The 12,889-nt window shown below is 61.9% G+C and carries 14 protein-coding genes and 1 riboswitch; of the genes, 6 read left to right on the top strand and 8 right to left on the bottom strand.

Annotated elements, in window-relative coordinates; all coding sequences use genetic code 11:
- Window positions 1–100: 100 nt before the first annotated feature.
- Window positions 101–850, top strand: a complete 750-nt coding sequence (locus tag V1587_RS10345) for an SDR family oxidoreductase (RefSeq protein ID WP_371898356.1) — start codon at window positions 101–103, stop codon at window positions 848–850.
- Between the two features lies 1 nt (window position 851).
- Here the strand turns inward: V1587_RS10345 and V1587_RS10340 are convergent, their stop codons facing one another.
- Window positions 852–1,355, bottom strand: coding sequence for a DedA family protein (locus V1587_RS10340; RefSeq protein WP_371898357.1), 504 nt, complete (start codon window positions 1,353–1,355; stop codon window positions 852–854).
- A 159-nt stretch (window positions 1,356–1,514) separates the two neighbouring features.
- Window positions 1,515–1,684: riboswitch (M-box (ykoK) riboswitch) on the top strand.
- A gap of 60 nt (window positions 1,685–1,744) precedes the next feature.
- On the opposite strand from V1587_RS10340, the gene V1587_RS10335 reads away from it, so the two are divergent.
- Window positions 1,745–2,746: a magnesium transporter gene (locus V1587_RS10335; protein ID WP_371898358.1), complete on the top strand. Its 1,002-nt coding sequence runs from the start codon at window positions 1,745–1,747 to the stop codon at window positions 2,744–2,746.
- 84 nt (window positions 2,747–2,830) lie between these two features.
- On the opposite strand, the gene hpxK is transcribed toward V1587_RS10335, so the two are convergent.
- The 7 genes from hpxK to hpxU all read right to left on the bottom strand — a co-directional run bounded on the left by hpxK (window position 2,831) and on the right by hpxU (window position 9,169).
- Window positions 2,831–4,060, bottom strand: a complete 1,230-nt coding sequence (gene hpxK, locus V1587_RS10330; RefSeq protein WP_371898359.1) for an allantoate amidohydrolase — start codon at window positions 4,058–4,060, stop codon at window positions 2,831–2,833.
- Entirely contained in the window at window positions 4,057–5,298 is a 1,242-nt protein-coding gene (locus V1587_RS10325) for an alanine--glyoxylate aminotransferase family protein (protein WP_371898360.1), read from the bottom strand. Before V1587_RS10325 ends, hpxK begins: the two co-directional genes overlap by 4 nt.
- Window positions 5,299–5,311: 13 nt before the next feature.
- On the bottom strand, window positions 5,312–6,049 hold the full coding sequence (locus tag V1587_RS10320) for an amino acid ABC transporter ATP-binding protein (RefSeq protein ID WP_311390746.1): 738 nt from the start codon (window positions 6,047–6,049) through the stop codon (window positions 5,312–5,314).
- Window positions 6,030–6,686 (bottom strand): amino acid ABC transporter permease, encoded by a 657-nt coding sequence (locus tag V1587_RS10315; RefSeq protein ID WP_049008460.1) that lies wholly within the window; start codon window positions 6,684–6,686, stop codon window positions 6,030–6,032. The genes V1587_RS10320 and V1587_RS10315 overlap by 20 nt, the downstream gene beginning before the upstream one ends.
- On the bottom strand, window positions 6,686–7,351 hold the full coding sequence (locus V1587_RS10310; RefSeq protein WP_048989974.1) for an amino acid ABC transporter permease: 666 nt from the start codon (window positions 7,349–7,351) through the stop codon (window positions 6,686–6,688). Before V1587_RS10310 ends, V1587_RS10315 begins: the two co-directional genes overlap by 1 nt.
- 4 nt (window positions 7,352–7,355) lie before the next feature.
- Entirely contained in the window at window positions 7,356–8,138 is a 783-nt protein-coding gene (locus V1587_RS10305; RefSeq protein WP_023311064.1) for a transporter substrate-binding domain-containing protein, read from the bottom strand.
- Window positions 8,139–8,329: 191 nt separating this feature from the next.
- The gene (hpxU, locus tag V1587_RS10300; RefSeq protein WP_395314579.1) at window positions 8,330–9,169 is read right to left on the bottom strand and encodes a MurR/RpiR family transcriptional regulator HpxU; all 840 of its coding nucleotides are present in this window, start codon (window positions 9,167–9,169) and stop codon (window positions 8,330–8,332) included.
- Window positions 9,170–9,311: 142 nt separating this feature from the next.
- Between hpxU and hpxW the strand changes: the two genes are divergently transcribed.
- The 4 genes from hpxW to hpxZ are packed head-to-tail and all read left to right on the top strand — an operon-like array spanning window position 9,312 to window position 12,871.
- Entirely contained in the window at window positions 9,312–10,895 is a 1,584-nt protein-coding gene (gene hpxW, locus V1587_RS10295) for an oxamate amidohydrolase (RefSeq protein WP_371898362.1), read from the top strand.
- Window positions 10,896–10,905: 10 nt separating this feature from the next.
- Window positions 10,906–11,094 carry an oxalurate catabolism protein HpxX gene (gene hpxX / locus V1587_RS10290; RefSeq protein ID WP_371898363.1) on the top strand — a complete coding sequence of 63 codons (189 nt, stop codon included), beginning with the start codon at window positions 10,906–10,908 and terminating at the stop codon, window positions 11,092–11,094.
- Window positions 11,091–12,488 (top strand): AtzE family amidohydrolase, encoded by a 1,398-nt coding sequence (locus tag V1587_RS10285; RefSeq protein WP_371898364.1) that lies wholly within the window; start codon window positions 11,091–11,093, stop codon window positions 12,486–12,488. Before hpxX ends, V1587_RS10285 begins: the two co-directional genes overlap by 4 nt.
- Window positions 12,485–12,871 carry an oxalurate catabolism protein HpxZ gene (gene hpxZ / locus V1587_RS10280; RefSeq protein WP_371898365.1) on the top strand — a complete coding sequence of 129 codons (387 nt, stop codon included), beginning with the start codon at window positions 12,485–12,487 and terminating at the stop codon, window positions 12,869–12,871. The genes V1587_RS10285 and hpxZ overlap by 4 nt, the downstream gene beginning before the upstream one ends.
- Window positions 12,872–12,889 lie beyond the last annotated feature (18 nt).

Here is a 12,889-nt window from a genome sequence, read left to right as displayed (position 1 = left end):
AGCACACCTCTTGCCTCTTTAGTATCCATTTGGTACCTGGTTTCCTTTCGATACTAATGTTTCTATAGTGCTTTTTCCAGAGACATTTCAGGAGAAGAACATGGGTCGTTTAACCGATAAGTACACGTTGATTACCGGCGGCACCAGCGGTATCGGTCTCGCCACCGCGCAGGCATTTATCGCCGAAGGGGCGCGCGTCGCCGTAACCGGACGCAACCCGGACACCCTCGCCGAAGCAGAGCGCGTTCTGGGCGATAAGGCGTGGGTTATCCCAACCGATGCGGGCGATATCGCGTCGCAAAAAGCCCTGGCGGAAACCCTCGCCGCCCGCTGGCCACGCCTTGACGCGGTCTTCCTTAACGCCGGCGACGTAACGCACGCGCCGCTGGAAGCCTGGCAGGAAGAGGCCTGGGACCGTCTGATGAACATCAACCTGAAGGGACCGTTCTTTTTAATCCAGGCGCTGCTGCCGCTGCTGAACAACCCGTCGTCGGTGATCCTCTGCGGCTCCGTGAGCGCGCGCATCGGCCTGCCCACCAGCAGCGTGTATGCCGCGAGCAAGGCTGCCCTGCTGTCGCTGGCGCGTACGCTCTCGGCGGAGCTGCTGCCGCGCGGGATCCGCGTCAACGGCCTGAGCCCCGGTCCGGTGGAAACCCCGGCGTTTACGAAAACGGGCTTAAGCGACGAGGCGCTTAACGCGATGATGGCGGAGATCGTCAAGCTGGTGCCGCTGGGCAGAATGGGCTCGACGACGGAGCTGGCAAAAGCCGCTCTCTATCTGGCCTCCGACGAGTCGAGCTACACGGTAGGAACGGAACTGCTGGTGGACGGCGGAATGGGGAGTTTGTAACTCAAAAGGCGCTGATGCCGGTGACGATGCTGACATACAGCGCCGCCCATACGCAGGCGGAAAGCAGGCTGACGGCGTAGACCTTTGCTGCATTCAGCCTGAGCATCCCCGCCGCCAGCGGCACGATGTAACGCAACACCGCCAGAAAGCGCGACGTAAACAGCACGATGACACCGTTCTTTTGCAGCTGATGCTGTACCCGTAAGAACTTATCGGCATGCTTTGAGGTAAAGCGCGTGACCAGCCGGGTGTGCCCCATCAGCCGGCCGATATGGTAGTTCAGCACCGAACCCGCCGTTGCCCCCAACACCACGGCCAGCCACGACAGCGCAGGATGCATGCTCGTCTGGCTGACGGTAATGCCCGCCAGCAGCATCACCGAGGCGGGCGGCAGCACGGAGGAGATCAGCACCGTCGATTTACTCAGCGCCATTACGAATAACAGCGCGAACAGATGTGCCGGATACAGCGCAAAATGATTCAGCAGATTATCAAACCACGCCATTTTCCCCTTCCCCGTTAATTATTTAATTCTCCATTTAAAGTGAATAACCTTAAATAAACCCTCAACATCTTATTAATAATATTCTCCTAAACCGTTCTTAAACATTTTTTAAATTCCTGAGCGGTAACGTTAAATAAGCGTATTATTCCTCTCGTTTTACAACGATCTCGTTATGGCGAGGCTCCTGTACAAATACACGTTATCGCTCTGGTGGGTTCGAGAGAACCGGCACAGGGTAAAACAGGCACTGTCGAATCAAGGCTTTGTCAGTATAACTTCCCTTGCGGGATACGGTGTACAGTGCTGAACCCAGGACGTGGGGATCTCCTCTTCGACATGCCCTGTCTTGCTCGCCCCTGAGAGATTTTATTATTCAAAGGGAATTCACTATGTCTTACGCTATTCACAACCAAAACCAGGCATTCAATGACAGCGCGATCGCGCAATATATGAATACCGATTTTATCGTCCTCGATATTGCATTATGCGTGGCGCTGGCGCGCGAGCAATTCTTCGAAAAATTAAAAGACGATGATATTCCGTCGCATATTTTTATCGAAGACCATGGCCGCCTGGCGGGGATGGTTGCTGTGCGCAAATTGCTGCAAACCGCGGATACGGTGCAGCCGGTGAAATCGCTGATGATTTCGCAGTTTTTGCAGGTCAAACCGGAGGATGAACGTGCCGACGTTGCCGGGCTGCTGGCGCACGGCGGCGCGGATGTGGTGCCCGTGGTCACCCACGGCAAGCTCGTCGGCTGCCTGACCGAGCGCGAAATTGCCCATCTGCTGGAAGATGACGTCACCGAAGATGCTCAGCTTCAGGGGGCGACGCTGCCGCTGGAAAAGCCCTATCTGGACACCAGCCCGTATAGCCTGTGGAAGAAACGCTCCGTCTGGCTGCTGCTGCTGTTTGTCGCCGAAGCCTACACCAGCTCGGTCATTCAGCATTTTGAAGAGGCGCTGGAGTCCGCCATCGCGCTGGCGTTCTTTATTCCACTGCTGATCGGCACGGGCGGCAACAGCGGGACGCAGATCACCTCCACCCTGGTGCGCGCCATGGCGCTGGGGGAAGTCCGTCTGCGCGACGTTGGCCGCGTGCTGCGTAAAGAGATGACCACGTCGCTGATGATTGCCGCCACGCTGGGTCTGGCCGGGTGCATCCGCGCCTGGATGATGGGGATTGGGCTGGAAATTACGCTCATCGTCAGCCTGACGCTGGTGTGCATTACGCTGTGGAGCGCCATTGTCTCGTCCGTCATTCCAATGGTGCTCAAGCGCTGCGGCATTGACCCGGCGGTCGTCTCCGCGCCGTTTATCGCGACGCTTATCGACGGCACCGGGCTGATTATCTACTTTAAAATCGCGCAATATACGCTGGGTCTGGAGTGATGTGATTTCTTGCCGGGTGGCGCTGCGCTTACCCGGCCTGGCAATGCCGTAGGCCCGTGCAGGCGTAGCGCCGCCGGGCACTACTCAGATCGCATCAAGCTTTCTCACCGCCAGCCCAAACGCCTCAATCGCCAGAGCAACATCCTCAGCCATCACCGATTCGGCCGGATGGTGGCTGACCCCGCCCTTACAGCGCACAAACAGCATCCCCACCGGCCAGCGTTCCGCCAGGGCGATGGTGTCATGCCCGGCGCCGCTGGGCAGGGATAACGAGCGCCCCTGCACCGATTCAACGGCGTCGCCCAGCATGTGCTGCAAACGCGCATCGCACGGCGTGGCGGCGATCCGGTAAAACTCCTCGGCAGCAAAGCTTAACCCGCGACGGGCGGCGATGGCCTGCGCCTGCGCAAGCAGTTCCGCGAGCAGCGCGTCAAGCGGGCCATCCTGCGGGCCACGAATATCCAGCGAGAGCGCAACTTCGCCGGGGATGACGTTGACCGCGCCGGGCAGGCATCGCAGTTCACCGACCGTCGCCACCCGGTTGCCGCCCTGCTGTCGGGTGGTGTTTTCAATCAGAACCATCCATTCGGCGGCGGCGGCCAGGGCATCCTTACGGTGATTCATCGGCACGGTACCCGCGTGCCCGGCCTCCCCGGTGAAGCGGCAGCTGAGGCGGCGCGCGCCGTTAATGGCTTCCACCACGCCCAGCGCCAGCCCTTCCTGCTCCAGGCACGGCCCCTGTTCGATATGCAGTTCCAGACAGGCGCTGAAATCGTCCTGATGACGCGCCGCGAGCGCCACGCGGGCAGGATCGAGCCCCGCCTGCACCATCGCCTGCGCCACGCTGATGCCCTGAGCATCACACGTCTCCAGCCATCCCTGCGGCCAGGTGCCGGTGATGCCCCGGCTGCCTAACAGGGTGATTCCAAAACGGGTTCCCTCTTCGTCACCAAAGCCGACAATCTCTATGGCCTGGGCCAGATGCACACCCTGCTGGTGAAGGCCGTCCACCACTTCGATGGCGGTGAGCACCCCGAGCATGCCGTCGTAGCGCCCGGCGTTGCGTACGGTGTCCAGATGCGAGCCGAGCAGCACCGCCTGCGCCCCTTCCTGCGCGCCTTCGTAGCGTCCACAGATATTGCCCACGCTGTCCTGCCAGACGGTCATGCCCGCCTGACGCATCCACTCCCCGACCAGCTGGTTGGCCTGCAGATGCTGCGTGGAGAGATAGACCCGCGTCAGGCCGTCCGGGGTTTCACTGATGGCAGCCAGCGCGTCGGCGCGCGCCATCACCCGTTCTGCCGCCGGGCTCATTGCGGCATCTCGCGACGATAGTGGTCCCACGCGGCCTGCATGGCGGCACCCTGCGTGGTGGTGAATTTGAGGTAATTCAGCACCGACTCCAGCGCGCTCAGGGTGGTCATCACGCAGTCCTTGCGCGCGTTGTAGCCCATGGTGCCAATGCGCCAAACCTTGCCGTGCAGCGGGCCAAACGAGGTGCCGATTTCAATCCCGAAATCCTCCAGCATCAGCTTACGCACCTGGTCACCGTTGATGCCCTGCGGTATCACCACGCCCAGCACGTTGTTCATCTTGTGCTTCAGGTCGCCGAAGGTCTCCAGCCCCATCGCCTGAATCCCCTTCAGCAGCGCATCGCCGTGCAGCTTATGACGCGCAATGCCGTTATCCAGCCCTTCCTGCAGGATCAGCCGCGCGCATTCGCGGGCGCCAAACAGCGCGGTGGTCGCTTCGGTGTGGTGGTTCAGCCGCTCCGGCCCCCAGTAGTCCATCACCATGCCGAGATCGAAGTAGTTGGAGTAGATCATCTCCTCGTCGCCGTCGCGGTGGGCGTCGGTGCGAATGCCCTCCTCCACGCACTTGCGGCGGCGGATCGCCTCTTCCATCCGCGCGCTCAGGGTGATCGGCGACGTGCCCGACGGGCCGCCGAGGCACTTCTGCATCCCGGCCGAGACGGCATCCAGCCCCCAGGCGTCGGTCTCCAGCGCGTTACCGCCGAGCGACGCGGTGGCGTCGGTGTAAAACAGCACGTCGTAGCGACGGCAGATGGCACCCAGCTCCGCGAGCGGCTGCAGCATGGTGGTGGAGGTATCGCCCTGCACGGTCAACAGCAGGCGCGGACGAATACGTTTAATCGCATCCTCCACCTGGTCCGGGGTGAACACCTCGCCCCACGGCACCTCTATGGTATGCACCTCCGCGCGGCAGCGGCGGGCAATTTCGCACAGCAGATGACCAAAGCGGCCAAAAACCGGCACCAGCACCTTATCTCCCGGGCGAATGGCGGAGACCAGAATGGCTTCAATCCCCGCGCGGGATGTACCGTCTACCAGCATCGTCCAGCGGTTTTCGGTGCGGAACACCCCACGATAGAGCGCCATCACCTCATTCATGTAGTGGGTCATGGCCGGATCGTACTGGCCGATCAGCTGGCTCGACATGGCGCGCAGCACGCGCGGGTCGGCGTTAATCGGGCCCGGCCCCATCAGCAGGCGCTGCGGCGGGTTGATTTGCGGAAAGTGTGCGATATCCATTGTTAAGTCCTTATCAGTTGAGGCCGCGCACGGAGGAGATGAACTGCTTCAGTTCCGTGGTCTGCGGGTTGGCGAACAGCGTTTTGCTGTCGCCCTGCTCCCAGACTTTCCCCTGGTGCATAAACACCACGCGGTCGCCCACTTCGCGGGCAAAATTCATTTCATGGGTAACCAGTATGAGCGTCATCCCCTCGGCCGCCAGCTGCTCCAGCACCTTGAGCACTTCGCCCACCAGCTCCGGGTCGAGCGCGGAGGTGATCTCGTCGCAGAGTAACACTTTCGGCGACATGGCCAGCGCGCGGGCGATCGCCACGCGCTGCTGCTGGCCGCCCGAGAGGCTCGACGGGTAGTAATCCAGACGATCGCCGAGGCCAACCTTCTCCAGCATCTGCTGCGCCAGCGCCCGGCATTCGGCGGCGCTTTTCTTCAGCACCCGCCGCGGGGCGAGCATCACGTTCTCCAGCGCCGTCATGTGCGGGAACAGGTTGAAGCTCTGGAACACCATCCCGATCGAGCGGCTGATTTCACGCGCCTGAGAATCCCGGTCGGTAATGGTCATGCCGCCCAGCTTGATGCTGCCGTCCTGATAGCCTTCCAGTCCGTTGATGCAGCGCAGCAGCGTGCTTTTGCCCGATCCGCTGCGCCCGATGATGGAGATCACCTGGCCCATGTCGATATCCAGATCGACGCCCTTGAGCACGTGGTTATCGCCGTAGTACTTCTGCACCTGATTAATGGTGATGAGAGGCATTGAATTTCGTCTCCAGATAGCGGCTGTAGCGCGACAGCGGATAACACAGAATAAAGTAGCCGAGCGCCACCAGCGCAAAGACCTTAAACGGCTGATACGTCACGTTGGTCAGCATGGTCCCGGCCTTAGTCAGCTCGATAAAGCCGATAATCGACGCCAGCGCGGTGCCTTTGATCACCTGCACGGCAAAGCCGACCGTCGGCGCAATGCCGATGCGCAGCGCCTGCGGCGCGACGACGCGAAACAGGGTCTGGCCAAAGGTCAGCCCCAGACAGCGCGAGGCTTCCCACTGCCCTTTTGGCAGCGCGCGAATGCTGCCAAACCAGATATCGAGCAGGAACGCGCTGGTGTAGAAGGTCAGCGCCAGCGAGGCGGCGGTCCACGGCGAGACGTCAATGCCGAACAGCGCCACGCCGAAGAAGGCCAGAAACAGCTGCATCAGCAGCGGCGTGCCCTGAAACAGCTCAATATAGCCGCGGATGATGCGCTTGACCGTGCGCCCGCCCGTCAGGCGCAGCAGCAGCAGAGGCAGGGTCACCACCGCGCCGCCGACAAACGCCACCAGCGACAGCAGCACCGTCCAGCGCCCGGCCAGTAGCAGGTTGCGAATAATGTCCCAGTCGGTAAAGGTGGTCATCATGCCTGCACCCCCAGCCATTTTCGTCCTGCCGCCATCATCAGCTGGCGCAGGGTAATCGACAGCGCTAAGTAAATCCCGGTTGTCACCAGATAAACCTCAAAGCTCAAAAACGTTCTGGACTGGATCAGGTTGGCGGCGAAGGTCAGCTCTTCATACGAGACCTGCGACACCACCGACGAGCCGAGCATCACGATGATGCACTGGCTCACCAGCGCCGGGTAAATGCGCTGCAGCGCGGGCGGCAATACCACGCGGATAAAGGTCTGCAGGCGGGTCAGCCCCAGCACGCGTCCGGCTTCCCACTGCCCTTTCGGCGTGACCTGTATGCCCGCGCGGATAATCTCGGTACTGTAAGCACCGAGGTTCACCACCATGGCCAGCAGCGCCGCTTCCCCCGCCGTCATCTTCAGCCCGAGATTCGGCAGGCCGAAGACGATGAAAAACAGCTGCACTACAAACGGCGTGTTGCGGATGATCTCCACGTAGCCGCCCCAGATCCGGCTGAACCAGGTTGTGCGTCCGCTGCGGATCGCCGCCCCGAAAATCCCTGTTGCCAGCCCGCCGACGGTCGCCATCACCGTCAGCTGAACGGTGACCCACAGCCCCGCCAGCAGCTCCGGCCAGTGCGGCCAGAGCGCGGAGAAATCAAGTTGCTCAGTCATCGGCTCAGGCGCCAAGGTTTGCCGGCAGCGGGGCCTTCAGCCATTGCTCGGACAGGCCGTTCAGCGTGCCGTCCTTGATGCCCTGCTCAATCAGCGCATCCACTTTTGCCTTCAGGGCCGGTTCGTTTTTCTTCAGGCCAATAAAGCACGGCGAATCTTTCAGCATAAAGCTCGGCACCGGGGCTTTATCCGCGTTCTGGCGCGAAATGGCCGCTACCACGAGGTTGCCGGTTGCCACGTACTGCACCTGTCCGGAGAGGTAGGCGGAGAGCGTGGTGTTGTTGTCTTCGTAGCGCTTCACGTCCGCGTCTTTCGGCGCCAGGCCGGTCAGCACCATGTCCTCCACCGCCCCGCGCGTCACGCCGATGGTTTTTCCGCTCAGCGCGGCGGCGTCCTTCAGCTCGGCCCCTTTCGGACCAAACACGCCGAGGAAGAACGGCGCGTAGGCGCGGCTGAAGTCGATCACCTTCTCGCGCTCCGGGTTTTTACCGAGGCTGGAAATGACCAGGTCCACCTTATCGGTTTGCAGGTACGGCACGCGGTTGGCGCTGGTCACCGGCACCAGCTGCAGCTTGAGCTTCATCTGTTTAGCCAGATAGCGTGCCATATCGATGTCATAACCCTGCGGCTGCAGATCGGTCCCCACCGAGCCAAACGGCGGGAAATCCTGCGGAACGGCAATGCGGATAGTGCCGCGCTTCTCGATATCCTGAAGCTGGTCAGCCTTTGCCGGCAGCTGTGTGAAGAGACATGCGGCCCCGGCTAGTGCAATCAACAATTTTTTCATGGTGCTTTCCCGTAACGTTAACATGAAACAAAAGATTCTTTGAATGTGATTTTGCAACTAATGTGCCAGATAAGGCGAAGCGGGAAATATTGTTGTGAAGCCTTATAAAACGCGGACGGGGCATAAATGCTCTCCATTTACGCCCCGTCTGGTTGCACCATTTCAATGCAAAGCACCAGCCTGATGCCCCATTATCGCTGTTCGAGCTCGTCCAGCTGCTGGTAAAGGGAGGCAATCTCGTGAATGCGCGGGCGGCCTTTATCGAGAATTTCATGCAGGAAGGCGTTCGCCAGCAGGTTGATCAGGCTGTTGACCGATGAATAGCTATCATAGGCGGAGACGCTGTCCAGCGGGGCGCAAAGCTGCCAGCTCGCCAGCGGGAACAGACTGTGCGCCTGCGGCTCGCACATCAGCAGCACCGGAATACCGCTGCTCTGAAGCTGCTGCATCAGCGGGCGAATGATGCGCGGACGGCGGCGGAAGGCCATCATGACCACCAGATCGTCCGGCGTTAAATCCACCAGCTCTTCGCCCAGGCTCTGCCCCGGCTGCGGCAGGACCAGCACCTGCCCGCGCGCCTGCAGCAGCTGCTGGCGCAGGTGGAGCGCCGCCGGATAGGCGTTACGCATGCCGATAATGACGATGCGGCGCGCCCTGACCATGCAGGCCATGGCGTCGGCAAACTGCTGTGCGTCGAGGGCATTAACCCACTGGGTCAGGTTCGCCATCTCCTGCTTGTAGTGGCGCGCCAGCAGCGTGTTGCCCTGCACCGCATCGCGATTATCGGTGAGCGGCATCCCGCTCTGGCGCAGGGTGCGCAGCTCTTCGCGCATCTCCTTATATTTCTCATAGCCGAGCCGCTTAAACAGACGGCTGACCGTGGCTTTCGACACCCCGCTCAGCTGCGCCAGCTCGGCGCTGTTGTAGCTAATGAGGTCGTCAAAATGGTCGAAAATAAAGTCCGCCACCCGCTGCTCCTGCGGCGACAGCGACGGGTATTGTACTTTCAGACGTTCATCCAGTTGTTCCATAGCGCCTCTGTAACTTTTGTTTCATCACATTTTGCCTTTGATTCTACCTTTCATTATACGTGCCAGTTTACTGAAACTTTTCTTTCAGAACTGGAACAGCTTTTGCAGCACCTTGTGACTTTCAGGGTTACGAGGACTCTTCATGCAAAGTAATGTCTCCACACACGGTATGGCGGTTGCCCCCCACCACCTCGCCAGCCAGAGCGCGCTGGCCGTGCTGCGCGAAGGCGGCAGCGCCATCGAAGCGATGGTCGCGGCGGCGGCCACCATCGCCGTAGTCTATCCGCATATGAACGGGCTGGGCGGCGATGGCTTCTGGCTTATCGTGCCGCCGGAAGGCGATCCCATCGCCATTGATGCCAGCGGCGCGGCGGGATCGCGCGCGACGCTGGCCGCCTACGACGGGCTCACGCAGATCCCCCATCGCGGCCCCCGTGCGGCGCTGACCGTCGCCGGAACCGTCAGCGGCTGGGACGAGGCGCTGAAGGTCTCCCGCGAGATGACCGGCAAGGCGCTGCCGCTGGCTCGGCTGCTGGCCGACGCCATTGACTATGCGCAAAACGGCACGCCGGTTACGGCCTCTCAGGCCCACGCCACGGCCAGCAAGTTCGACGAGCTGAAGGACGTTCCCGGCTTCGCGGAAACCTGGCTGGTGGACGGCAAGCCGCCGCAGATCGGGAGCCGTTTTTACCAGCCCGCCATGGCCACGACCCTGACGCGCCTTGTGGAGGACGGTCTGGACAGTTTTTATCGCGGCCCGCTGGCGGAAGTCCTGGCGCAGGGCATGGAGACGCTGGATCTCCCCGTGACGCTGGCCGATCTCAACGCCCACGCCGCCCGACGCACCGTGCCGCTGAAGCTGCAGCATCAGCAGGGAGAGATCTTTAACCACGCCCCGCCGACGCAGGGGCTGGTCTCGCTGGCGATACTCGGCATTACCGACCGCCTGAACATGGCGGAGGCCGACGACGCCGAAACCCTGCACCGCATCGTGGAAGCCACCAAGCTGGCCTTTGGCCTGCGCGATGCCCACATCACCGACCCGCGCGCGCTAAAAACCGATATTCAGAGCCTGCTGGATCCCGCCGCTCTGCAGGCGCTTGCCGACAGGGTTGACGACGAACGCGCGGCGCCGTGGGGAACCGGAAAAGGTCCCGGCGATACGGTGTGGATGGGGGTGATGGACAGCAGCGGGCTTGCCGTGTCGTTTATCCAGAGCATTTATCACGAGTTCGGCAGCGGCGTGGTGCTGCCCGATACCGGCATCGTCTGGCAGAACCGCGGCGCATCGTTCAGCCTCGACCCCAATCATCTTTTAGCCCTCGCGCCGGGCAAACAGCCGTTCCACACCCTGAACCCGGCTGCGGCACGTCTGAAGGACGGTCGCGTGATGGTCTACGGATCGATGGGCGGCGACGGGCAGCCGCAAACCCAGGCCGCGCTCTTTACCCGCTACGTTATCCAGGGCGTCCCCCTGCAGGAGAGCATCACCCGCCCGCGCTGGCTGCTGGGACGTACATGGGGACAAACCTCGGACACGTTAAAGCTGGAAGGACGCTTTACCGCTGAGACGGTCTCGCGGCTTCAGGCACTCGGACATGAGGTGGAGCTTTTCCCTGACTTTAGTGAAGCGATGGGCCACGCGGGCGCGATTGTCCGCCACCCCAACGGGTTGTTTGAAGGGGCATTTGACCCGCGCAGCAACGGCGCGGCCGCCGGATTCTGAGGAGAAAACAATGACGACACCACAACCCGACTGGCAAGCGTATCTGGCGCAAATGGAAACCGTACTCGGCGTGACGCTGGACGATACCCGCCGCGCCGAGCTGCAGCTGCAGTTCAGCCGCATAGCAAATATGGCCGCCCCACTGATGGCGCTGCCGCTCGACGACCGTCTGGAGATTGCAGGAGTGTATAAAGCATGACGCTACACGAGATGAGTATCAGCGCGATCCAGCAGGCGCTGAGCGCGGGGGAGCTGAGCGCCCACGAGATCGCCCGACAGACGCTGGAGGCGATTGCGCGCGTAAATCCGCAGATCGGCGCCTGGACCACCGTGACGGAAGCGCGCATGCTTGCCGAAGCCGATAATATTGATACCCTGCGACGGGAAAAGCGTCCCCTGCCGCCGCTGGCAGGTGTGCCTTATGCGGTGAAAAACCTGTTCGACGTTGCCGGTCACACCACCCTCGCCGGGGCCGAGCTGTTCAGCCAGCGCCCTGCCGCGGCCGCTGATAGCTTTGCGGTGCGCCAGCTGCGCAGCGCGGGCGGGCTGCTGACCGGGATGGTGAATATGGACGCCTACGCCTACGGCTTTACCACCGAGAACAGCCACTACGGCACAACGCGTAACCCGCACGACCTGGCGCGCATTGCGGGCGGATCGTCCGGCGGTTCAGCCGCCGCCGTGGCCGCCGGGCTGGTGCACTTTTCGCTCGGCACCGACACCAACGGCTCAATCCGCGTTCCGGCCTCCCTGTGCGGTATCTATGGCCTGAAGCCCACCTTTGGCCGCCTGTCGCGATCCGGCAGCCATCCGTTTGTCGCGAGTCTGGATCATATCGGCCCCTTTGCCCGCCGCGTGTGCGACCTGGCATCCGTATACGACGCGCTGCAGGGGCGGGACAGCAGCGACGGTTTTCAGGCAGAGAGCTCGCGCGAACAGACGCGCCCCCTGCTCGATCGCGGGCTTGACGGCCTGCGCTGCGCGGTGCTCGGCGGCTACTTCACCACCTGGTGCGACCTGGACGCCAGAGACGCCGTGGCGCGGGTGGCGAAGGCGCTCGACGTGCAGGATGAGCTACAGTTCCCGGACGCCGAGCTGGCGCGTTCGGCGGCGTTTATCATCAGCGCCGCCGAAGGGGGAAATCAGTACCTGCCCGCGCTTCGCCATGAGCCGGAGCGTTTTGAACCGCACTCCCGCGAACGGCTGCTGGCCGGGGCGATGATCCCCTCCGCCTGGTACATCCAGGCCCAGCGGTTTCGCGCGCACGCCCGGCAGGCGTTCAAAACCCTTTTCGCGCAGGCCGACGTGCTGATTGCCCCGGCCACCCCGCGCAGCGCCACGCTGGCGGGCGAGCAGACCATGGAGATTAACGGCCAGCAGCTTCCTATTCGCGCCAGCATGGGGATGCTGACCCAGCCAATTTCGTTTTTGGGCCTCCCGGTGACCACCGTTCCGCTGCGCACCGCTCAGGGGGCACCGATTGGCCTGCAGCTGATTGCCTCGCCGTTTAACGAGCAGGCCTGCCTGCGCGTCGCGCGGGTTCTGGAAGAGAGCGGCATCACCGATGCCCGTCCGGCGGAGATAGCAGCATGATGAATCACGATGACATTAACCTCCCGTGGGTGGTTGCCGAGGTGACGGCCGCGTTTTACCGCTATGAGGACGCGCTGGTGAGCAACAACGTTGCGGTGCTGGACGAGCTGTTCTGGCACGACAAAAACACGGTGCGTCTCGGAGCGGGTGAAAACCTGTACGGGATTGATGAAATCCGCGCCTTTCGTGCGGCGCGCCCCGCCGCCGGTCTGCAGCGGACGCTGCGACACACCGTGATTACCACCTTCGGAGAGGATTATGCAGTGTGTAGCACCGAGTTTACCCGCGAGGGGACGGAACGCACTGGCCGCCAGCAGCAGACGTGGGTACGGTTTGCCTATGGGTGGCGGATCGTGGCGGCGCAGGTGAGTTTGATGGTGTAATGTAATGCACAGTTTTGC

It is taken from the genome of Enterobacter sp. ECC-249, assembly GCF_043965265.1.
GTDB lineage: Bacteria > Pseudomonadota > Gammaproteobacteria > Enterobacterales > Enterobacteriaceae > Enterobacter > Enterobacter quasiroggenkampii.
The sequence above is the reverse complement of the archived record's forward strand: the minus strand, read 5'-3'. Positions and strand labels throughout refer to the sequence as shown.

Excerpts from the sequence above, each read along its gene's own strand:
- V1587_RS10345 (WP_371898356.1), top strand. The coding sequence starts at position 101 with ATGGGTCGTTTAACCGATAAGTACACGTTGATTACCGGCGGCACCAGC.
- V1587_RS10340 (WP_371898357.1), bottom strand. The coding sequence starts at position 1,355 with ATGGCGTGGTTTGATAATCTGCTGAATCATTTTGCGCTGTATCCGGCA.
- V1587_RS10335 (WP_371898358.1), top strand. The coding sequence starts at position 1,745 with ATGTCTTACGCTATTCACAACCAAAACCAGGCATTCAATGACAGCGCG.
- hpxK (WP_371898359.1), bottom strand. The coding sequence starts at position 4,060 with ATGAGCCCGGCGGCAGAACGGGTGATGGCGCGCGCCGACGCGCTGGCT.
- V1587_RS10325 (WP_371898360.1), bottom strand. The coding sequence starts at position 5,298 with ATGGATATCGCACACTTTCCGCAAATCAACCCGCCGCAGCGCCTGCTG.
- V1587_RS10320 (WP_311390746.1), bottom strand. The coding sequence starts at position 6,049 with ATGCCTCTCATCACCATTAATCAGGTGCAGAAGTACTACGGCGATAAC.
- V1587_RS10315 (WP_049008460.1), bottom strand. The coding sequence starts at position 6,686 with ATGACCACCTTTACCGACTGGGACATTATTCGCAACCTGCTACTGGCC.
- V1587_RS10310 (WP_048989974.1), bottom strand. The coding sequence starts at position 7,351 with ATGACTGAGCAACTTGATTTCTCCGCGCTCTGGCCGCACTGGCCGGAG.
- V1587_RS10305 (WP_023311064.1), bottom strand. The coding sequence starts at position 8,138 with ATGAAAAAATTGTTGATTGCACTAGCCGGGGCCGCATGTCTCTTCACA.
- hpxU (WP_395314579.1), bottom strand. The coding sequence starts at position 9,169 with ATGGAACAACTGGATGAACGTCTGAAAGTACAATACCCGTCGCTGTCG.
- hpxW (WP_371898362.1), top strand. The coding sequence starts at position 9,312 with ATGCAAAGTAATGTCTCCACACACGGTATGGCGGTTGCCCCCCACCAC.
- hpxX (WP_371898363.1), top strand. The coding sequence starts at position 10,906 with ATGACGACACCACAACCCGACTGGCAAGCGTATCTGGCGCAAATGGAA.
- V1587_RS10285 (WP_371898364.1), top strand. The coding sequence starts at position 11,091 with ATGACGCTACACGAGATGAGTATCAGCGCGATCCAGCAGGCGCTGAGC.
- hpxZ (WP_371898365.1), top strand. The coding sequence starts at position 12,485 with ATGATGAATCACGATGACATTAACCTCCCGTGGGTGGTTGCCGAGGTG.